Source organism: Kribbella sp. NPDC049584 (genome assembly GCF_040675555.1).
GTDB lineage: Bacteria > Actinomycetota > Actinomycetes > Propionibacteriales > Kribbellaceae > Kribbella.
The window spans coordinates 219279-238445 of sequence record NZ_JBFAPF010000009.1 but is presented as its reverse complement, the minus strand read 5'-3'; the positions used below and the strand labels follow the sequence as shown (position 1 = coordinate 238445).

Annotated in this window: 19 protein-coding genes and 1 riboswitch; of the genes, 16 read left to right on the top strand and 3 right to left on the bottom strand. The window is 69.4% G+C overall.

Translation table 11 applies throughout. The annotated features are described in order from the left end of the window. The 10 genes from surE (at position 1) to AB0J62_RS28500 (ending at position 11224) form a co-directional block, all read left to right on the top strand. Entirely contained in the window at positions 1-771 is a 771-nt protein-coding gene (gene surE / locus AB0J62_RS28545; protein WP_363877484.1) for a 5'/3'-nucleotidase SurE, read from the top strand. 54 nt (positions 772-825) lie between these two features. Further along, positions 826-941: riboswitch (cobalamin riboswitch) on the top strand. Positions 942-1023: 82 nt separating this feature from the next. Continuing rightward, positions 1024-3099: a magnesium chelatase subunit D family protein gene (locus tag AB0J62_RS28540; RefSeq protein WP_363877482.1), complete on the top strand. Its 2076-nt coding sequence runs from the start codon at positions 1024-1026 to the stop codon at positions 3097-3099. Between the two features lies 1 nt (position 3100). Then, complete coding sequence (gene cobO, locus AB0J62_RS28535) at positions 3101-3715, top strand: cob(I)yrinic acid a,c-diamide adenosyltransferase (RefSeq protein ID WP_363877480.1); 615 nt, start codon at positions 3101-3103, stop codon at positions 3713-3715. Further along, positions 3709-5208: a cobyrinate a,c-diamide synthase gene (locus AB0J62_RS28530; protein ID WP_363877478.1), complete on the top strand. Its 1500-nt coding sequence runs from the start codon at positions 3709-3711 to the stop codon at positions 5206-5208. Before cobO ends, AB0J62_RS28530 begins: the two co-directional genes overlap by 7 nt. Next, positions 5205-6557 carry a 5,6-dimethylbenzimidazole synthase gene (gene bluB / locus AB0J62_RS28525; protein WP_363877475.1) on the top strand — a complete coding sequence of 451 codons (1353 nt, stop codon included), beginning with the start codon at positions 5205-5207 and terminating at the stop codon, positions 6555-6557. The genes AB0J62_RS28530 and bluB overlap by 4 nt, the downstream gene beginning before the upstream one ends. A 115-nt stretch (positions 6558-6672) precedes the next feature. Continuing rightward, complete coding sequence (locus AB0J62_RS28520) at positions 6673-7275, top strand: hypothetical protein (protein ID WP_363877473.1); 603 nt, start codon at positions 6673-6675, stop codon at positions 7273-7275. Positions 7276-7430: 155 nt separating this feature from the next. Next, on the top strand, positions 7431-8558 hold the full coding sequence (locus AB0J62_RS28515) for a hypothetical protein (protein ID WP_363877471.1): 1128 nt from the start codon (positions 7431-7433) through the stop codon (positions 8556-8558). Positions 8559-8560: 2 nt separating this feature from the next. Beyond that, positions 8561-9493 carry an ABC transporter ATP-binding protein gene (locus AB0J62_RS28510; RefSeq protein WP_363877469.1) on the top strand — a complete coding sequence of 311 codons (933 nt, stop codon included), beginning with the start codon at positions 8561-8563 and terminating at the stop codon, positions 9491-9493. Then, positions 9480-10376, top strand: a complete 897-nt coding sequence (locus AB0J62_RS28505; protein WP_363877467.1) for an ABC transporter permease subunit — start codon at positions 9480-9482, stop codon at positions 10374-10376. Before AB0J62_RS28510 ends, AB0J62_RS28505 begins: the two co-directional genes overlap by 14 nt. Before the next feature lie 5 nt (positions 10377-10381). Next, positions 10382-11224 carry a putative RNA methyltransferase gene (locus tag AB0J62_RS28500; RefSeq protein ID WP_363877465.1) on the top strand — a complete coding sequence of 281 codons (843 nt, stop codon included), beginning with the start codon at positions 10382-10384 and terminating at the stop codon, positions 11222-11224. A gap of 42 nt (positions 11225-11266) precedes the next feature. Here AB0J62_RS28500 and AB0J62_RS28495 read toward each other — a convergent pair whose 3' ends face one another. Next, complete coding sequence (locus AB0J62_RS28495) at positions 11267-11935, bottom strand: NAD(P)H-dependent oxidoreductase (protein ID WP_363877463.1); 669 nt, start codon at positions 11933-11935, stop codon at positions 11267-11269. 126 nt (positions 11936-12061) lie between these two features. On the opposite strand from AB0J62_RS28495, the gene AB0J62_RS28490 reads away from it, so the two are divergent. After that, positions 12062-12610, top strand: a complete 549-nt coding sequence (locus AB0J62_RS28490) for a MarR family transcriptional regulator (protein WP_363877461.1) — start codon at positions 12062-12064, stop codon at positions 12608-12610. 11 nt (positions 12611-12621) lie between these two features. Here AB0J62_RS28490 and AB0J62_RS28485 read toward each other — a convergent pair whose 3' ends face one another. Then, on the bottom strand, positions 12622-13272 hold the full coding sequence (locus tag AB0J62_RS28485; protein WP_134098743.1) for a response regulator transcription factor: 651 nt from the start codon (positions 13270-13272) through the stop codon (positions 12622-12624). Between the two features lies 1 nt (position 13273). Then, on the bottom strand, positions 13274-14569 hold the full coding sequence (locus AB0J62_RS28480) for a histidine kinase (protein WP_363877458.1): 1296 nt from the start codon (positions 14567-14569) through the stop codon (positions 13274-13276). Positions 14570-14943: 374 nt separating this feature from the next. Between AB0J62_RS28480 and AB0J62_RS28475 the strand changes: the two genes are divergently transcribed. From AB0J62_RS28475 to AB0J62_RS28455, 5 genes are all read left to right on the top strand, one after another. Beyond that, positions 14944-15963, top strand: a complete 1020-nt coding sequence (locus AB0J62_RS28475) for an ABC transporter substrate-binding protein (RefSeq protein WP_363877456.1) — start codon at positions 14944-14946, stop codon at positions 15961-15963. 16 nt (positions 15964-15979) lie between these two features. Next, the gene (locus AB0J62_RS28470; protein ID WP_363877453.1) at positions 15980-16759 is read left to right on the top strand and encodes an ABC transporter ATP-binding protein; all 780 of its coding nucleotides are present in this window, start codon (positions 15980-15982) and stop codon (positions 16757-16759) included. Then, complete coding sequence (locus AB0J62_RS28465; RefSeq protein WP_363877451.1) at positions 16756-17535, top strand: ABC transporter permease; 780 nt, start codon at positions 16756-16758, stop codon at positions 17533-17535. The genes AB0J62_RS28470 and AB0J62_RS28465 overlap by 4 nt, the downstream gene beginning before the upstream one ends. A 118-nt stretch (positions 17536-17653) precedes the next feature. Continuing rightward, complete coding sequence (locus AB0J62_RS28460) at positions 17654-18742, top strand: Ldh family oxidoreductase (RefSeq protein ID WP_363877449.1); 1089 nt, start codon at positions 17654-17656, stop codon at positions 18740-18742. Continuing rightward, positions 18742-19137, top strand: coding sequence for a RidA family protein (locus AB0J62_RS28455; RefSeq protein WP_130450613.1), 396 nt, complete (start codon positions 18742-18744; stop codon positions 19135-19137). The genes AB0J62_RS28460 and AB0J62_RS28455 overlap by 1 nt, the downstream gene beginning before the upstream one ends. Positions 19138-19167 lie beyond the last annotated feature (30 nt).

The window sequence follows — 19167 nt, the reverse complement described above, 5'->3', positions numbered from 1 at the left end:
ATGCCCGCTGAGCAGCTCCGAGTCCTGATCACCAACGACGACGGCTATCTCGCACCGGGGATCCGCGCGCTCGCGCCGGCGATCGCCGAGCTCGGGTACGACGTGCTCGTGGTCGCGCCGTTACTCGACGAGAGCGGTGTCGGCTCCGCGCGGGCCGGGATGGTCGGGCGGCCGATCCGGACCGAGGCGGACGTCGAGAACGGCATCATGTACACCGGGATCGAGGGGACGCCGGCACTCGCGGTGACGCTGGCGAACGTCGGGGCGTTCGGGCGGGCCCCGGACCTGGTCCTGTCCGGGATCAATCGCGGGCACAACATCGGCGTACCGATCTTCCACTCCGGGACCGTGGCCGCGGCGCTGACGGCGGCCGGGCAGGGTCGGTCGGCGGTTGCCGTGAGCATCGACTCCGAGGACCCCGGACATTGGTCGACCGCGGCGACGATCGCCGGCGAGGCCCTCGGCTGGATCGTCGACGAGCCGGCCGGGACGGTGCTGACGATCAACGTCCCCGACCGCCCGCTGGACCGGCTGTCCGGCGTACGGCACGCCTCGCTGGCCCCGATCAAGCGCTCGCGGATCGTCGGCGCGACCGCTCCGACCGGCGAGCCGATGATCGAACTCGAACCCCCGCTCGCGAACCCGGTCCCCGACTCCGACGAGGCCCTCCTCGCCGCCGGCTTCGTCACCGTGACCCCGATCGTCGGCATCCGCGAAGTCAAGGACGACACGGCCGCCACAGCCCTCGCGAAGCGCCTCGGCTCGAGCTGATTCGCCCGGACCCGCTGAGGGGTGTGAGCCTGGTCGCTGGCGGGACGGGTCGGGTGTGCCATGATCGGGCCGACGGTTGTGGAGGAACACCGGTGACCAGCGTGCTGGGAGTCCGGGGCGGTCCCGCCACTGTGACCGGGTGAAGGTGCCCGGGAGCCAGGACATCCGCAGTCGTCCGCCGGGCCGCGATGTGGGCCGGCGTACCAGGCGTGGCGGGCGTGGACACCCGCTCTACGAAGGGACCCACCGCCGATGCGGCCTGCTTCAGCTTCCACCGGATTCCCGTTCACCGCGGTGGTCGGCATGGAGGACCTCCAACTCGCGCTGATCCTGGCCGCGATCTCACCCGCGATCGGCGGGGTCCTGATCCGCGGCGAGAAGGGTACGGCGAAGTCGACCGCGGTCCGCGCGCTGACCGAGATCCTGCCGCCGGTAGACGTCGTACCTGGGTGTCGTTTCTCGTGTGACCCCGACCGGCCGGATGCGGATTGTCCCGATGGGCCGCATACGGGTGAGCGGACTGTGCGACCGGCGCGGTTGGTGGAGTTGCCGGTGGGGGCGACCGAGGACCGTGTGCTCGGCTCGCTGCACCTGGAGAAGGCGCTCGCGGAGGGCGTCACGGCGTACGAGCCTGGTCTGCTGGCTGCCGCCCACCGCGGGTTGTTGTACGTCGATGAGGTCAACCTGCTGCACGACCATCTGGTCGACGTGCTGCTTGATGCCGCCGCGATGGGGCGTGCGACGGTCGAGCGTGACGGGGTGTCGGTGACGCACCCGGCGCGGTTTGTGCTCGTCGGGACGATGAACCCGGAGGAGGGTGAGCTGCGGCCGCAGCTGCTCGACAGGTTCGGTCTGACAGTGGATGTGGTTGCCAGCCGGGACCCTGCTGTGCGGGTCGAGGTGATGCGGGCACGACTGGGCTACGAGGCGGATCCCGCCGGCTTCATCGCGCGGTACGACGGGCGCCAGCGGGAGCTTGCCGAGCGGATCGTGAAGGCGCGCGACCTGCTCACCGAAGTGATCCTGACCGACGCGGCGCTCCGGCAGATCGCGGAGATCTGCGCCTCCTTCGACGTCGACGGGATGCGCGCCGACCTGGTCACCGCGCGTACCGCGGTCGCCCACGCGGCCTGGTCCGGCCGCACCGTCGTCGAGGTGGAGGACGTGCGAGCCGCGGCCAAACTCGCGCTCCCACACCGCCGACGCCGCAACCCCTTCGACGCCCCAGGCCTCGACGACCAACAACTAGAAGACGCAATCAACAACAGCACGCCGCCGACCGACCCCGACGACGACCCGCCAGGTCCTGGCGGGTCGGGTGGGTCGGGTGGGTCGGCCGCGCCCAGCGGTGCGGACGATGCGGGTGCCGCAGGCGGTGCGGATGACGCTGGGCCGGCGGGCGAGCCGCCCGCCGGCGAGCCGCGCGACCTGGCCGGCCGCAGGCCCGGCTCGGCGGACGATGCGTCGGCGGATGCCGACTCTGACGGGGCGGCTCCGGTCGGCGATGTTGTGGGGAGTTCGGCGCCTTATAAGGCTCGGTTGTTGAGTGTGCAGGGGGCGGGGGCTGGGGTTGCGGGGCGGCGGTCTCGGGCTATTACGGAGATTGGGCGGGTGGTGGGGGAGCGGGCTCGGGTCGGGCGGGAGTCGGGGCGGCCTCATCTGCTCGCGACGCTTCGGACCGCGGCGCCGCATCAGCACGCTCGTGGGCGGAGCGGGCCGGGGCTGGCTGTCCGGCCGTCCGACGTGCGCCTCGCCGTACGCGAAGGACGCGAAGGGAACCTCGTGCTGTTCTGCGTCGACGCGTCCGGATCGATGGGGACGAAGAAGCGGATGGGCGAGGTGAAGACCGCGATCGTCTCGCTCCTGCTCGACGCGTACCAGCGGCGTGACACCGTCGGCCTCGTCACGTTCGCCGGCGCCGCCGCGACGGTCGCGCTCCCGCCGACGGGCAGCGTGGAGACCGCCGTACGACGACTTGAATCCCTTCCGACCGGTGGACGGACGCCGCTCGCCGAAGGACTACTGCAAGCGGCAGAGGTACTGCGCATCGCCGCGATCCGGGACCCGCGCCGCCGACCGCTCCTCGTGCTCGTGACCGACGGGCGCGCCACCCACGGCGACAACGCCTTCGTCCGCGCGCGACAGTCTGCCGGCTGGCTGGCCGAGCGCGGAATCGCCACCGTGGTCGTGGACTGCGAGCCGCACCGCGGCGTACGGCTCGGCCTGGCGGCGGAGCTCGCGGCCGATCTCGGCGCGGAGTACCTCGACCTCGGAGATGTTGCTGCTGGCAACCTTGTCCGGACGGTGACCGAGCGGAAGGTGGCCTGAGATGCCGAAGGGACAGCCGGTCGCCGTACCGGAGGACGGACTGACCACGCGCCAGCGCCGCAACCGGCCGCTGCTGATGGTGCACACCGGTGAGATGAAGGGGAAGTCGACGGCCGCGTTCGGGATGGCGTTGCGGGCGTGGAACCAGGGCTGGAACATCGGAGTGTTCCAGTTCGTCAAGAGCGCCAAGTGGAAGGTCGGCGAGGAAGGCGCGTTCAAGGCGCTCGGTCAGTTGCATGAGGCAACTGGTCAGGGCGGGCCGATCGAATGGCACAAGATGGGCGAGGGCTGGAGCTGGTCGCGCAAGGCCGGCACCGAGGAGGATCACGCCGCTGATGCGCTCGAAGGCTGGCGCGAGATCCAGCGCCGGCTGGCCGCCGAGACCCATGACCTGTATGTCCTGGACGAGTTCACGTACCCGATGAAGTGGGGCTGGGTCGACGTGGACGAGGTCGTCGACACGCTCGTCAACCGGCCCGGTCACCAGTACGTCGTGATCACTGGCCGCGACGCTGATCCCAAGCTCCTCGAGGCCGCTGACCTCGCCGCTGAGATGACCAAGCTGAAGCACCCGATGGATGCCGGCCAGAAGGGTCAGAAGGGCATCGAGTGGTAGGCCTGATCCCGCGCCTGGTGGTCGCGGCTCCGTCCTCCGGCGCGGGCAAGACGACGGTCGCGGTCGGGCTGATGGCGGCGTTGCGGCGGGCCGGGCATGTCGTTGCCGGGTTCAAGGTCGGTCCCGACTACATCGACCCCGGGTTCCACGCGGTCGCGACCGGGCGGCCGGGACGCAACCTCGACCCGATGCTGTCGGGGGAGGAACTCGTCGAGCCGCTGTTCGCGCACGGGTCCGAGGCCGCGGACATGGCCGTGGTCGAGGGCGTGATGGGGCTGTACGACGGTGCACTGGGCACGGAAGGGTTCTCGTCGACGGCCCACGTGGCGAAGTTGCTGAAGGCACCGGTCGTGCTCGTGGTGGACGCGTCCGCCGCGGGTCGCAGCGTCGGCGCCGTCGTCCAAGGTTTCGTTGCCTTCGACACCGAAGTGCGGATCGTCGGGGTCATCCTGAACAAGGTCGGCTCCGACCGGCACGAGACCGAGGTCCGTGCCGGCATCGCCCCCGCCGGCATACCCGTTCTCGGCGTCCTGCGGCGCGACTCCCGACTGACCGTCCCCAGCCGCCACCTGGGCCTCGTCCCCGCCGCGGAACAACGCGAACAAGCCGAACAAGCAGTGGATGCCGCCGCCGAACTGGTCCGCCAGGGCGTCGACCTACAAGCTTTCATGACGGCAGCCCGAGCCGCCCCTCACCACACCACCAACCCCTGGAACCCCGCCACAGCACTCACCCCAGCCACCCGAGCCATCTCGGCAACCCCGGTGCCCCCGGTGCCCCCGGTGCCCCCGGGCTCCCAGGCAGCGCCGACCATTGCGGACGGGCCCGCCGGGTCCGTCCCGTCCACCGCGGACGGGCCTGCCGGGTCTGTCCCTTCCCCCAAGGTTCTGGGGCCGCGGCCGGTGATTGCTGTTGCGGGTGGTCCGGTCTTTTCCTTCCGCTACACAGAGACCACCGAACTCCTCACCGCCGCGGGCGCCGACGTTGCGACCTTCGATCCACTCGCCGACACGTTGCCGGAGGCAACTTCTGCCCTGTACCTCGGCGGAGGCTTCCCCGAGCTGCATGCGGAGGCGCTGTCCGCCAACGCCAAACTCCGCGAACAGGTCGCCACCGAAGTAGCCGCCGGCCTCCCCGTGATCGCCGAGTGCGCCGGCCTCCTCTACCTCTGCCGCGACCTCGACGGCCACCCCATGGTCGGCGTACTGCCCGGCACCGGACGGATGACGACCCGCCTCACCCTCGGCTATCGGACCGCGGTCGCCGCAACCACCACCGACTTCTTCGACGAAGGGCGGCGCGTGCGCGGTCACGAGTTCCACCGCACCACGGTCGACCTCGACGCCGACGTACACCCCGCCTGGCACCTCCCGGCCGGTGTCGAAGGCATCACGCTCCCGCACGTGCACGCGTCGTACCTGCACCTCCACTGGACCGCCACTCCCGACGTACCGGCCCGCCTGGTCGCCGCAGCCCAGGCGTACCGGCGATGAACCTCGTTGTAGGAGTCGGCCTCCGCGCAAACACGCCGTACGCCGAACTCCGCGCCCTCGTTGACAGCGCCCTGGAGGAAGCCGGCCCGGGCACGGTGCAGCTGATCGTCACTGTCACCAACAAAGAAGCCCAACTGCGCCGTCTTGCCGACGACCTGAAGGCCGAGCTCCGAGCGATCCCGCCCAGTGAGTTGGCCGAGCAGCCAGTGCCCAATCCGAGTGGGCACGTCGAGCACCTGGCAGGTACGCCGAGCGTCGCCGAAGCAGCCGTCCTCGCCGCCGGCGCCGAACTCCTCATCCCCAAACGCCGCTCCGCGAACGCGACCGCCGCCGTCGGCCGCCTCCCCGCACCCGGCTACGCACCAGCGGACCGCGACGTCGTGAGCCGCGTGATCGCCGAGCGCCGCGACGTACGACGAGGTTTCCTCAACCTCCCGATCGACAACGCGCTCCTCACCAGAGTCCTGGAGTCAGCGCACCGAGCGCCGAGTGTCGGACTGAGCCAGCCGTGGGACTTCCTGGTGATCCGCGACCTCGCGGCCCGGCGGAAGGTGCACGATCTCGCCACCGCTCAGCGCGACGCGTTCGCAGCCTCGCTCCCGGACGACCGCCGGGCGAGGTTCGACGGCCTGAAGATCGAGGCGATCCTCGACACCCCGGTGAACATCGCGGTGACCTGCGACCCCGGTCGGGGCGGGCGGCACGTCCTCGGGCGGCATGCGGATCCGCGGACGACCTGGTTCTCTGCCGCGATCGCGATCCAGAACCTCTGGCTGGCCGCCCGCGCTGAAGGACTCGGCGTCGGCTGGGTCTCGTTCTTCGAACCGGCCGACGTCGCCAACGTCCTCGATCTACCCGCGCACATCGAGCTCGTCGGTTATCTCTGTGTCGGGTACGTCGAGGAGTTCGCCGCCGCACCGGAGCTGGTGCGCTCGGGATGGGCCAAACGCCGGCCGCTGGAGTGGGCGATCCACCACGAGGAATGGGGCCGCCGCGACGCGTCGATCGTCGACGACGCGATCCACGCCGGGCAGAACGCCGTACCGGCGACTGGACAGCGCGTCCGCGTGATCGTGGGCGGTGACCCGACACATCTGAATCAGGCAGAGGCACTGGTCGTTGACCTCGGCCCGGACAGACCGCAGGCCGACTTCGGCGTGCTGTGGAGGCCGGCGCGGACGCCGGCCGAGGCCGTCGAGTTCGGCGTCGAGATCGCCCGCGACCTGGCCCTACAGGGCGTCGGCCACCTCGTCGTACAGCTCGCAGAACCCTCAGAGCGTGCCGAGGCACTGGCACGCGGCCTGAAGGTCGGTGCGTCGGCCTGCGGTCTGACACACTCCTCCGCATGACAGTACTGATGCCGCGACTCCGTCGCGGCGGGTCATGGGGCTGGAACTCCCGCCCTTCCCTCGTCGCTCCGGTCGCTACGCTCCCTGCGCTCCTCAGTCCAGGACGGGAGGCCCCATGACAGGCCACCCCCTCATGTACGTGCCCGCGTTCTCGATGAAGCAGCGCGTGACACTGATGGCGAACAAGTACGAGTTGATCGCCACCGATCCGGACGGGAGCGATGGCGCGCTGCTCGCGTTCGCGCAGCAGAAGCGGATGGCGTTCAAGGAACAGGTGACGTTCTACACCGACGACACCAAGACCCAGCCGGTGTTCTCGTTCAAGGCCCGCAAGACGATCGACCTGGGTTCCGGGTACGACGTGTTCGACGCGAACGGGCAGACGATCGGCTGGTTCAAGAAGGAGTTCGGCAAGAGCCTGCTCCGGTCCAGCTGGCAGCTCAGCGCGCCCGGCGTCGACGCGCACGGCACCGAGCGGAACCCGACGATCGCGATCCTCCGCCGGGTCTGGGACTTCGTCCCGTTCGTGGGCGATCTCCCGCTGCCGTTCATCTTCCATTTCGACTTCACCGAGGCCGGCTCCGGCCGTCCGGTGCTGTCGGTGGAGCGCAGGATGACGGTCCGGGACCGCTACCGGATCACGGTCCAGGACCAGCGCCTGGACTTCCGCGTCGCGGCCGCGATGACCGTGGCGCTCGACGCCCTGCAGTCACGCTGAGTCCGGGCTGAATCTCGGCTGAGTCTCGGCTGAGTCTTGGGCGAGCCTTGGCTGAGTCCGGCGTACGACCACGGTCGTACGCCGGACTCACTCTTTCGGGTGAACCTACCCTGAGGGCACTTGGTTCCGTCCCCGTGCGGTGCGAGGCTGTACACATGGGTGTAGCGCAGCGCAGTCGACGGTGGTTGGTTCCGGTGGCGACGGTCGCAGTGGTGGCAGGTGTGGGGACACTCGGGCCGGTGGTCGCGGATGCGTCGCCGAAGCTGCCGAGCATCACCGCGCAGGATCTGCTGGCCAAGGTGCAGACCGCGAAGGTGGACGGCCTGAGCGGCACCGTCCGCTCGGACGCGGACCTCGGCCTGCCCGCGATCCCGGGCATGGCGCCCGGCAGCCGGGAGCTCACCGACCTGCTGAGCGGGCAGCACACCGCGCGGGTCGCGTTCGCCAGCCCGGACAAGGCCAAGGTCTCACTGATCGACAATCAGGCCGAGCAGCTCTGGACCACCGACGGCACGTCGGCGTGGGCGTACGACTCGTCCAAGCGTGAGGCCACGAAGCTGACCCTGCCGGCGCACAAGACGGCCAAGCCCGAAAAGGCCCTGCCGAAGGCCTACGACCCGCAGGCGGTCGCCAAGCAGTTCCTTGACGCGATCGACCCGACCACCAAGGTCCAGGTCAGCGGCACCGAGAAGGTCGCCGGCCGCGATGCCTACAAACTGCGCCTGGTGCCGAAGACCGACAAGACCACCGTCGGTTCGGTCACCCTGGCCATCGACTCCAAGACCTGGGTCCCGCTGGACGTGACCGTGATGCCGCGGACCGGCAACGACCCGGCGGTCGAGCTGGGCTTCACCTCGGTGTCGTTCGACGTACCGTCGGCGAGCTCCTTCACCTTCACCCCGCCGAAGGGCGTGAAGGTCACCGACCAGAAGGTGCCGGCCACCCGCGAGCACCCGGAGAGCGCGCCCCCGAACCGGGTCAAGCCGATCAACCCACGCAAGCCCGGTGCGGGGCAGGCCGACAAGCCGACCGTTATCGGCACCGGCTGGGACAGCGTCGCGATGATCCGCGGAGCCGATGTCTCCGGCCTGGCCGCGAATCCTTCGGCCGGCCCGCTGGCCCAACTGCTGGCGAAGGCTCCGACCGTGCAGGGCTCGTGGGGTAGGGGCAAGGTGCTGAGCACCAAGATGGTGAGCGCCCTGATCACCGACGACGGCCGGGTCTTCGTCGGCCTGGTCACCCCGGACACCCTGCAGGCCGCCGCAGCGAAGGCACCTCGCTGACCGTGAGCGCGCCGGTCGTCACCCGCGGGCTGACCAAACGTTTCCACGGCGGGCAGGTGGCGGTGGACGCGGTCGACCTCGAGGTGCCGGCCGGCAGTGTGTACGGCTTCCTCGGCCCGAACGGGTCGGGGAAGACGACGACGATCCGGATGCTGCTCGGCCTGATCGCCCCGACCTCCGGTGAGGTCGAACTGCTCGGCGAACCGATGCCGAAGGCACACCTGCGGGTCCTCCCACGGGTCGGCGCGCTGGTCGAAGGACCGGCGTTCTACCCGTTCTGGACCGGCCAGGCGAACCTGCTCCGCTTCGACGCCGCCGACCGCACCGCCGACCCGAAGACCCGCAAGGCCCGAGCCGGCGAGGCGCTGGAGCGCGTCGGCCTCTCCAACGCGGCCGGCAAGAAGGTCCGCGCGTACTCGCTGGGTATGCGCCAGCGGCTCGCGATCGCGGTCGCTCTCATGCAACGGCGCGAGCTGCTCGTGCTGGACGAGCCGACCAACGGTCTCGACCCGCAGGGCACCCGCGAGGTCCGGCACCTGATCCGCGACCTGGCCAGTGACGGGACGACGGTCTTCACGTCGACCCACCTGCTGGCCGAGGTCGAGCAGGTCTGCACACACGCCGCGATCATGAACCGCGGCAAGCTGCTCAGGCAGTCCACGGTGGCGGATCTCCGCGCCGAACTCCGCCCCCGCCTGGTCGTCCGTACGCCGGACCTCGGCGCGGCGGCCGAGACGCTGCAGAGCCTGGGCGTGACCGAGCTGAAGACCACCGAGGAGACCGTCGAGGGCGATCCGGGCGAATTGCCGATCGAGAAGTTCGCGGCTGCGCTGGTCACGGCCGACGTACGCATCCACGGCTTCGGGCTGGAACGCCCGAGCCTGGAGGACACCTTCGTGGCGCTGACCGGGGAGGGCTTCGATGTCGCCGAGTGAAGCGACCCCGGAGGTCACGGAGGTCACCGAGGTCACAGAGGGCACGGAGGTCACCGCCAGCAGGCCGAGTGCCGGGCGGCACACCCTGGCGCTGTTCATCTCCGAGCTCAGGCTCGTGTTCGGCCGTGCCCGGACGCAGGTGGGTCTAGGAGTGCTGGCCGCCGTCCCGCTGCTGATCGGGATCGCGATCAAGCTCTCCGGCAACAGCGGGGGTGCCGAGGGATTCATCGGTCAGGTCGCCGGCAACGGCCTGTTCCTGATCGTGGCCAGTCTCGGCCTGTCGCTGCCGTTCTTCCTGCCGACCGCGGTGACCGTCATCTCGGGGGAGTCGCTCGCCGGCGAGGCCAGCCTCGGCACGCTGCGCAACCTGCTGACCGCACCGGCGGGCCGGTCCCGGCTGCTCGCGGCCAAGATGGTTGCCCTCACGGTCTTCTGCCTGGTCGCTACGATGACGATCTGGGTTTCCGGGCTGATCGTCGGTTTCATCCTGTTCCCGGTCGGCGACGTACTCCTGCTCTCCGGCTCGACCGTCTCCCTCGGCGAGGGGCTGCTCCGGGCACTCGTGATCGCGTTGGTGATCTCGCTGTCGCTGCTCGGGCTGGCCGCGATCGGCCTGTTCGTCTCGTCGCTGACGTCGACACCGCTGGCGGCGATGGCGGCGACGTTCGGCACGTTCATCGTGCTCGGCATCATGACCGCGATCCCGCAGTTGCACGTGATCCACCCGTGGTTGCTGATGTACCGCTGGCAGTCGTTCGCCGACGTACTCCGCGATCCGCCGTACTGGCACGACATCGGCCGCAACTTGCTCCTCCAAGCGGGGTACGTCGCCGTGTTCTACACCGCCGCCTGGGCCCGGATCACGAGCCGCGACATAACCTAGGCAAGGTGAGAGCCGATCTCGTCGCCGCCCTGCGCTGCCCGGTCTGTGCCGACGGGCTGACGCTGGTCGGTCGTACGGCGCGGTGCCCGCGCGGGCACGCGTACGACCTCGCCAAACAGGGCTACCTGAATCTGTTGCCTGCGGCGTCTAACGGCATCGAGGGCGACTCGGCGGAGATGGTCGGCGCCCGTACGGTCTTCCTCGGCACCGGCCACTACGCGGCGATCCGGGATGCGCTGATCATCGCCACCGAACTCGGGCCCGACGACCTGGTCGTGGAGGTCGGCGCCGGCACCGGCTACTACCTGGCAGGCGTCCTCGGCCTGGCTCCGCATCGACGCGGAATCGCCCTGGACGTGTCGAAGTTCGCCGCCCGCCGCGTGGCGAAGGTAGATCCGCGGATCGCTTCCGTCGTGTGCGACGCCTGGCAGGAACTGCCGCTGCTCGACAGGTCGGCGCAACTGATGCTGAACGTGTTCGCGCCGCGCAACGCCGCCGAGATGGCCCGGGTCCTTGCACCTACCGGCCGCCTGCTCGTGGTCACACCGAACCAGCAGCATCTCGCCGAGCTGGTTGACGTCCTCGGACTGGTCAGTGTGGACGAGGAGAAGGACCGACGGCTGCAGGAGTCGCTGTCGGGGGAGTTCGTCCGGATCGGCAGCGAGGCGATAGAGGAGACGATGCGACTCGACCGGACGGCCGTCGAGCAGTTGGTGCTGATGACGCCGAGCGCGCGGCACGTCAACTACCGCGACCTCCTGCAACGGATCGCAGTCCTCCCGGAGCCCGCGATCGTGACTCTGTCGGTCACGCTGTCGATCTGGCAGCCACGCTATCGGTCATCGTGATGCCGGCTCGAGCTCGGCATCACTGACCGCATCAGCGGTTGATCAGGCCGCGTGGCCGATCAGTTCGCGGGCGACGACGGTGCCGTGGTTCTCGGCGTCGGCGTGGGCCTCGGACTCCGAGACCTTGGAGGCGTCGATCAGCTCCTCCATACCCGGGGTGACCGGGGCCAGGGTGAGCTCGGCCGCCGCAGTGCGGACGTTCATGCCGAGCAGGTCGGCGAAGACCCGCTCGAGGTACGGCGTGGCGTGGTCCCAGCCGTGCTTCGGCGTACCCGGGGCGTAGCCGCCGCCACGGGCGAGGGCGAAGATCGCGGGCCGGCCGGCGAGCGGGCGGGAGCCGAAGGCGAGGTCCCGGTCCATCAGCAGCAGGTCGATCCAGGTCTTCGCGTTCTGCGCGATGCCGTAGTTGTAGAGCGGCACGGCGAGCAGGATCGCGTCGGCGTTGCGAGCCTCGGCCGCCAGTTCGGCGGCGATGGCCTGCGCCTCCGCGAGCGGCATCCGGTCGGCGTCGGCGACCGGCTCCTGGCCCACCTGGGCGGCGGCCAGCGTCGGCCACACGGTCGCGGGCAACGGGTGCTGTCCGAGGTCCCGCCGGACCACGACACCGTCCGGGTGCTCCGCCTTCCAGGCGGCCTCGGCGCTGTCCGCCAGCGCGCGGGACACCGAACCGTCCAGCCGGATGCTGGCGTCGACGCGTAGCAGGGTGCTCATAGGTTCTGTCTCCATCGAGTTGAGGGGGGCGTGCTCGTGTTGAGCTGCTTCGAAGATAATCTGTGGAGCAGAACATATTCAAGTCAGATCGTATTCCGGGTGGCGTACACCACGTACGATGGGGACATGTCCAGTACTTCGCCTGAGGTAGCGACCCGTGGCACCCGTGGGGTCGAGCCGTCGGTCGCCAGTGGCGCGCCGGTGGAGGCCGACCTCGGCTGGGCGCTGGGCGTCGTCTTCCGCCGGTATGTGAAGGCGTCCGCGGCGGCGCTCGAGGGGCTTCCCGGCGGGCCGCGCGGCTATCAGGTGCTCGCGACGACGAACGCCGAGGGTCCGAAGCGGCAGCTCGACCTGGCCGCACAGCTCGGCGTGGACCGGACCGTGATGACGTATCTGCTCGACGACCTGGAGAAGGCGGGATTGGTGCAGCGCCGGCCCGACCCCGCGGATCGCCGTGCGCGGTTGATCGCGCCGACCGACGAAGGCATCGAGGCGTTATGTGACCTCGAGCGCCGCCTGCGCAGCACCGAGGACGAGGTGCTCGGCATCCTCGAGGAGTCGGAGCGCGCCAGCTTCCGGATGCTCCTGCAGCGCGTCGCGATGAAGGCCAACGCCGTCGACCCCCTGCACAACGCGTGCACCCTGGCCGAGGCGGACGACCCTGCCAGCACCTAGGGTCCCGTGAGCTAGTGGAGCGGCACGAAACCTGACTCGTACGCGCGGATCACCGCTTGCGTGCGGTCCCGGGCGTTGAGCTTGGACAGCACGTTGGCCACGTGGGTCTTGACCGTCTGTAGGCCGAGGATCAGCTCTTCGGCGATCTCGGCGTTCGACAGGCCGCGCGCCATCAGCCGGAGCACCTCCTGCTCCCGCTCGGTCAGCTGGTACTCCTCCAGGCCGCTCGGAGTCTGCGGTCCGGCATGGGCGAGCGCCAACGCCCGGATCGCCTCCGGGAAGAGCAGCGACTCGCTGCGTGCGACGGTCCGGATCGCCGCGATGATGTCGTCCGGGGGAGTCCGCTTCAGCAAGAACCCGGATGCGCCGGCCCGCAAAGCGTCGTACACGTAGTCGTCGTTCTCGAACGTGGTGACGACCAGTACGCGCGGCGCCGGGTCGAGGTTCTCCAGCAGCAACCGGGTCGCCTGGATGCCGTCCACCGCCGGCATCCGGACATCCATCAAAACGACGTCGGCGCCGGTACGACGAACAACCGGCAGGACTTCCGCGCCGTCACCGGCCTCGCCGACCACCGTAAGGTCGGGCTCGGCGTTGATGATCGCGCGCAGCCCACTCCGGATCAGCGGCTCGTCGTCAACCACGACCACCGACAGCTTCACGTCATCCCTTCGTCGTCATGCTGACCGGCAACCGGACCGCGAGGCGCCAGGCCTGCCCGTCGTCCTCCGTGTCGGTTCCTGTGACCGGACCGGCGTCCACCGTCCCGCGCAGTACGGCGACTCTTTCACGGATCCCGGCCAGGCCGCGGCCGCCGCCGGACTGATCGGACCTGCCGTTCATCGGATTGGTGACCGCGAGCCGCAGCCCGGACGTGTCCAGCCGGATCGACAGCTCGACGGCGAGCTCGCCGGCCGGACGACCGGCATGCCGGATCGCGTTGGTCAGACCTTCCTGCACGATGCGGTACGCCTCTCGAGAGACCGCGGCCGGTAGCTGGTCCAGATCGCCTGACCGGTCGACCTCGATCGTGATGCCGCCGGCCCGGGTGGCCTCGACGAGACGGTCCAGACCGCCGAGCGTGGCCTGCGGCGTGGTCCGCGAGCCCGGCCGGCGGTCGTCGCGGAGCAGACCGAGCACGTGGTCGAGATCCGCGAGTGCTGCCCGGGCGGAGGTCTCCATCGCGGCCAGTGCGGTCTCGGCGAAGTCCGGGTCGCTGGCAAGGACCCGGCGCGCGGCCGCGGCCTGGATGGTGACGAGGCTGAGGGCGTGTCCGACGCTGTCGTGCAGTTCGCGGGCGAGACGGTTGCGCTCGGCAAGCGTTGCGGTCTGCTGCTCGAGCAACTCGATCCGCTCCGCCGCGGTCGGTCCGAGGACGCGCGGCGCGAGGTACGCCAGCAGTGCGCCGACCGCGGCCGACAGCAGGAACAGTCCGATCAGACCGCCGATCGCGGCCGCGGGCATCCAGAGGTCGGTCCAGTTGCCGTGGATGTCGTACGACCAGCCGGGCACGATGTCGCGCGATCCGGCCGAGCGGAACGGCGCGGCCAGCCAGATCGCGCCGACGCCGAACACGATCGTGCTGAGGATCCCGATGACCCCGCCGGCGACCAGGTGCAGGCAGAACCAGACGACGGTCCGTCGCCGCTGCGGCCAGGTCCGCGCCGGACCGAGCGGCCGCTCGTCGAACCGCACCGCGAGCAGCGACTCGACCGCGATGCCCTCCACCTCGCGGACCGCGGGCAGCAGACCGAGCGCGACCGGCGGCACGAGTCCCATCAGCACCCAGATGATGCCGGTGGCAACTTTCGGCAGGCCGAGGTCGGTGACCACCGCGCCGAGCGCGCTGTCCACCAGGATGAACGCCAGCACCAGCGCCGAGCCGAGCAGCAGGTAAACCCAGCGCAGGTACGTCGACGGACGCCACAGGCTCCCGATCGCGTATGCCACTGCTTTCACAGTCACATCGTGTCAAAGCCGGGGCCGGTGTCACCTCCCTCGCCGGAGTGAGTGCGAGGAAACCCCTGCGCCCCGCACCGAGAAGTGGGATGCCTCACCAAGAAGTTGAGGGTTTACGCAAATTTGACGCTGCATGGCCCGGTTCTGCCGCTGTGGGCGTCGCGATCTGCTGCTCGGGCGGGTACGGTCTGTGGTCGGGGCGGGTGCCCGTTCGGCTACGGACAGGTATGGGGAACGGCTCCAGGACGGGTGGCGAGCATGCTCTGCGAGGACCCGGCACGGCGGACGTCAATTCGCCGTGAAGACCCCGCGGGCGGATTGACCACCCTTCCATATTTGATGTTTGATCAAATATCGGGACGAGAGAGGTCGATATGAGGTTGAGGCGTTCCGTCATCGCGGTGATGGCGGTCCTGGGGCTCGCCCTGGTCAGTGCATGTAACGGTGACGACAAAGGCGGTCAGGCCGACAACGGTCTGCAGAAGGTCAACTACCTGACGTCGTTCAACACCTTCGGCCGCGAGGCGTACGCCTACGTCGCGCTGGACAAGGGGTACTTCAAGGACGCCGGCTTCGACGTCAAGATCACCCCGGGCACCGGCACCGTCGACGTGATGAAGCTGGTGGCCGGCGGTCAGGCCGACTACGGCATCGGCGACTTCACCGCGACCGTGATCACCCTTGGCAAGCAGAAGCTGCCGGTCACCACCGTCGGCATGATCCACCAGAAGTCGCTGGCCGCGATCATGTCGCTCAAGGGCTACGGCATCGAGAAGCCGCAGGACCTGGTCGGCCAGACGATCGCCGACCAGCCGGGCTCCACCAACACGGTGATGTTCCCGGTCTACGCCAAGGCCGTCCACATCGACCCGAAGTCGGTGACCTTCCTGCCGTCGCCGCCGCCGGCGCTGCCGAAACTGCTTGCCTCCGGCAAGGTCAAGGGCATCGGCCAGTTCGTGGTCGGCAAGCCGCTGATCCAGAAGGCCGACCCGCAGCACCGCGAGCCCGTCACGCTGGCGTACGGCGACGTGCTGCCGGAGCTGTACGGCAACGCGATCATCACCCGGTCGGACCTGGCCAAGGACCACCCGGACCAGGTGAAGAAGTTCACCGGCGCGCTGTTCAAGGGCCTGCAGGACACCGTCGACGACCCGGCCGGGTCCGCGGCGATCCTGAAGAAGTACGTGCCCGACACCGATCTGGCGGTCGCGACCACCGAGCTGGAGATCATGAAGGACTACACGAAGCCGAAGAACTTCGAGGGTCCGCTCGGCGATGTCGACGTGAACCGGGTCAAGACGATCATCTCGCTGCTCGAGCAGTCCACCGCGATCCAGAAGGGCTCCGTCACGCCGGACGACGTCGTCACGATGAGCCTGGCTCCGAAGAGCTAGGGGTGTCTGAGCACTGATGATTCGCCTGGACGGCGTAGGGCAGGTCTTCGACGGTCGCGAGGGCCGGGTGACCGCCCTCGAGAAGATCGACCTGCACGTCCGCGGCGGTGAGTTCGTCACGCTGATCGGCCGGTCCGGATGTGGCAAGTCCACTCTGCTCCGGCTGATCGCGGGACTCCTGCCGCCGACCTCGGGTTCGGTCGCGGTGGCGGATGAACCCGTCACCGGACCGCGCCGGGACGTGTCGTTCATGTTCCAGCGGCCGGCCTTGCTGCCGTGGCGTTCGGTGCTGTCGAACGTGATGCTGCCGGTCGAGATCGACAAGGGCAGCGACCGCGGCAAGGCGGCGTACCGGGACCGGGCTCACCAGTTGCTCGAGCTGGTCGGTCTGCAAGGGTTCGAACGGCGGCTGCCGCACGAGCTCTCCGGTGGCATGCAGCAGCGGGTGTCGCTGTGCCGGTCGCTGATCCGCGACCCGCAGGTGATGCTGATGGACGAGCCGTTCTCCGCACTCGACGCGCTCACCCGGACCGAGCTGTCCGAGGAGTTGCAGCGGATCAAGATGGAGCTGTCAACCACGATCGTGTTCGTCACGCACTCGATCGAGGAGGCCGTCGTACTCGCGGACCGGGTCGTCGTCCTGACGCCGCGTCCGGGCCGGATGCGTGACATCGTCGACATCGACATCCCGCGGCCGCGCAGCCTCGCCCAGAACGCCTACGTCACCGAGGTGGCCACGATCAGCGCACGGCTGCACGCGCTGCTCTCGGAGAAGGAGAGCGAGGACCGGCGATGACCAAGCGTTCCTGGCTGACCAGTTCGCCGGCGGCCGCCGTCATCCTCCCGATCATCGGGCTGGCGGCAGCGATCGCGTTGTGGTGGGGCGCGACGGTCGTGTTCTCGATCGCGCCGTACCTGCTGCCGACGCCGTGGGACGTGGCGGTCAAGTTCTTCGACCAGCCCGGTGTCCTGCTGTCGGAGACCGGTACGTCGCTGCTCGAGACGCTCGAGGGCTTCGTACTGGCGATCGTCATCGGGGTGCCGATCGCGCTGGTGATCGTCCGCTCGGTGATCCTCGAGCGGCTGGTCTATCCGCTGCTGCTGATGGTGAACTCGATCCCCAAGGTCGCGGTCGCGCCGCTGCTGGTGGTGTGGATGGGCTTCGGTCAGTGGCCGAAGGTCGTGATGGTGCTGCTGATGTGCTTCTTCCCGATCGTCATCTCGACCGCGCAGGGGATGAAGTCGACGCCGACCGAGCTGGTCGAGCTGATGCGGTCGCTGAACGCGACGCGGGCGCAGGAGTTCTTCAAGCTCCGGCTGCGGTACGCGATGCCGCAGATCTTCACCGGGTTCAAGGTCGCGATCTCGCTGGCCGTGATCGGTGCGGTGATCGGCGAGTTCGTTGGTGCCACCAAGGGACTCGGCTACGTGATCCAGCAGTCCGGCGCCAGCGCCGACACCACCCTGGCCTTCGCCGCGATCATGCTCCTCAGCGTCATGAGCATCATCTTGTTCTACGGCTTGGTGCTACTCGAGCACCTGCTGCTCCCCTGGGCCCAGGAGAAGCGATGACTGTACTTTTGGCCGCGCCTCCGGCGCCGGCGTGGTCATCGGGCCTTAGCTCCCGGCCTTCCCTCGTCGCTCCGGTCGCTTCGCTCCCTGCGCTCCTCAGTCCAGGCCGGGAGGCCCGATGACCGCGCAAGCGTCTGATGCGGATCGGCGGGTGTTGGTTCGGCCGGACTGGTTGCAGGGCACGGTTTCGGCGGTGTTCGTGGCGGTCGGGTTCGAGGCGGAGGATGCGGACAAGATTGCGGCTGCGCTGGTCGAGGCGGATCTGCGCGGGGTGAGTTCGCACGGCGTGATGCTGGTTCCGATGTACGTCGAACGCCTGAACGCCGGCGGTGTGACCCGCGAGCGCGAGCTCGACATCCTGTTCGACGCCGGCGCCGCGATGGTCGCGGATGCCCGCGGCGGGATGGGCCAGCTGTCCAGCCCGCAGGCGATGGGCCACGCGATCGAACGCGCCGGCCGGCACGGCATCGGCCTGGTCTCGGTCCGCAACGCACACCATTTCGGCGCGGCCAGCCGCTGGGCCATGCAAGCCGGTCAGGCGGGATGTATCGGTATCGCGATGTCGAACACCACGCCGTTGATGCCTGCTCCGGGCGGCGCCGAGCGGATCGTCGGCAACAACCCGCTGGCGATCGCGGTCCCGACCAAGGCCGGCGTGGAGATCGTGCTGGACATGGCATTGTCGGCCGTTGCCCTGGGCAAGATCCGGTTGGCGGCCTCGGCCGGGCGGTCGATCCCTGAGACCTGGGCGACCGACTCCTCGGGTACGCCGACCACGGACCCGGAGGAGGCCGTGCTCGGCATGCTGTTGCCGGCGGCCGGGCACAAGGGGTTCGGGCTGGCGTTGATGATCGACGTACTCACCGGTGTGCTGAGCGGTGGAGGCTGGGGTGACCAGGTCCGCCCGCTGTACCGGGAGCCGGACCGGCCGAACGACTGCGCGCACCTGTTCCTGGCGATCGACCCGGAGTTGATGGGCGGCGTGGAGAGTTTCCGCCTGCGCTCGTCCGGGCTGGCCGCGCGGGTTCGGGGCAGCGCGACGGCTCCGGGCGTGAACCGGCTGCACCTGCCGGGTGAGATCGAGGCGGAGCGTGCGGCGTACCAGCGCCGGCACGGTGTGCTGATCGAGCGGTCCGGACTGGACGGGCTGCTGGAGGCGGCGCGTGCGGCCGGCGTCGTCGTACCGGCGGGAGGGGTGTTGAGCTGATGGGAAAGACACAGGTGTCGACCGAGGCGCTGCGGAGCCCGAACGGGGTGTTCTCGCAGGCAACGACGATCGAAGCGACCGGACGCTTGGTCTTCGTCTCCGGGATGACCGCCCGGCGGCCGGACGGCGAGATCGTCGGGGTCGGCGATGTCCGGGAACAGACCAGGCAGGTGTGCGAGAACGTGAAGGCGGCGGTCGAGGCCGCCGGCGGAACGCTCGCGGACGTCTGCCGCGTGGATGTGTACGTGCGCAACATGGAGGACTTCGCCAAGATCCACGAGATCCGGGCGCAGTACTTCACCGAGCCGCTGCCGGCGTCGACCATGGTCGAGGTCAGCAAGCTCGCACATCCCGATTACCTGATCGAGATCAACGCGATCGCCGTGGTCGCCTGACCGGGGGTGAGTTTCATGCGTGGCGTCGAG

Excerpts from the sequence above, each read along its gene's own strand:
- surE (WP_363877484.1), top strand. The coding sequence starts at position 1 with ATGCCCGCTGAGCAGCTCCGAGTCCTGATCACCAACGACGACGGCTAT.
- AB0J62_RS28540 (WP_363877482.1), top strand. The coding sequence starts at position 1,024 with ATGCGGCCTGCTTCAGCTTCCACCGGATTCCCGTTCACCGCGGTGGTC.
- cobO (WP_363877480.1), top strand. The coding sequence starts at position 3,101 with ATGCCGAAGGGACAGCCGGTCGCCGTACCGGAGGACGGACTGACCACG.
- bluB (WP_363877475.1), top strand. The coding sequence starts at position 5,205 with ATGAACCTCGTTGTAGGAGTCGGCCTCCGCGCAAACACGCCGTACGCC.
- AB0J62_RS28520 (WP_363877473.1), top strand. The coding sequence starts at position 6,673 with ATGACAGGCCACCCCCTCATGTACGTGCCCGCGTTCTCGATGAAGCAG.
- AB0J62_RS28515 (WP_363877471.1), top strand. The coding sequence starts at position 7,431 with ATGGGTGTAGCGCAGCGCAGTCGACGGTGGTTGGTTCCGGTGGCGACG.
- AB0J62_RS28505 (WP_363877467.1), top strand. The coding sequence starts at position 9,480 with ATGTCGCCGAGTGAAGCGACCCCGGAGGTCACGGAGGTCACCGAGGTC.
- AB0J62_RS28495 (WP_363877463.1), bottom strand. The coding sequence starts at position 11,935 with ATGAGCACCCTGCTACGCGTCGACGCCAGCATCCGGCTGGACGGTTCG.
- AB0J62_RS28490 (WP_363877461.1), top strand. The coding sequence starts at position 12,062 with ATGTCCAGTACTTCGCCTGAGGTAGCGACCCGTGGCACCCGTGGGGTC.
- AB0J62_RS28475 (WP_363877456.1), top strand. The coding sequence starts at position 14,944 with ATGAGGTTGAGGCGTTCCGTCATCGCGGTGATGGCGGTCCTGGGGCTC.
- AB0J62_RS28470 (WP_363877453.1), top strand. The coding sequence starts at position 15,980 with ATGATTCGCCTGGACGGCGTAGGGCAGGTCTTCGACGGTCGCGAGGGC.
- AB0J62_RS28465 (WP_363877451.1), top strand. The coding sequence starts at position 16,756 with ATGACCAAGCGTTCCTGGCTGACCAGTTCGCCGGCGGCCGCCGTCATC.
- AB0J62_RS28460 (WP_363877449.1), top strand. The coding sequence starts at position 17,654 with ATGACCGCGCAAGCGTCTGATGCGGATCGGCGGGTGTTGGTTCGGCCG.
- AB0J62_RS28455 (WP_130450613.1), top strand. The coding sequence starts at position 18,742 with ATGGGAAAGACACAGGTGTCGACCGAGGCGCTGCGGAGCCCGAACGGG.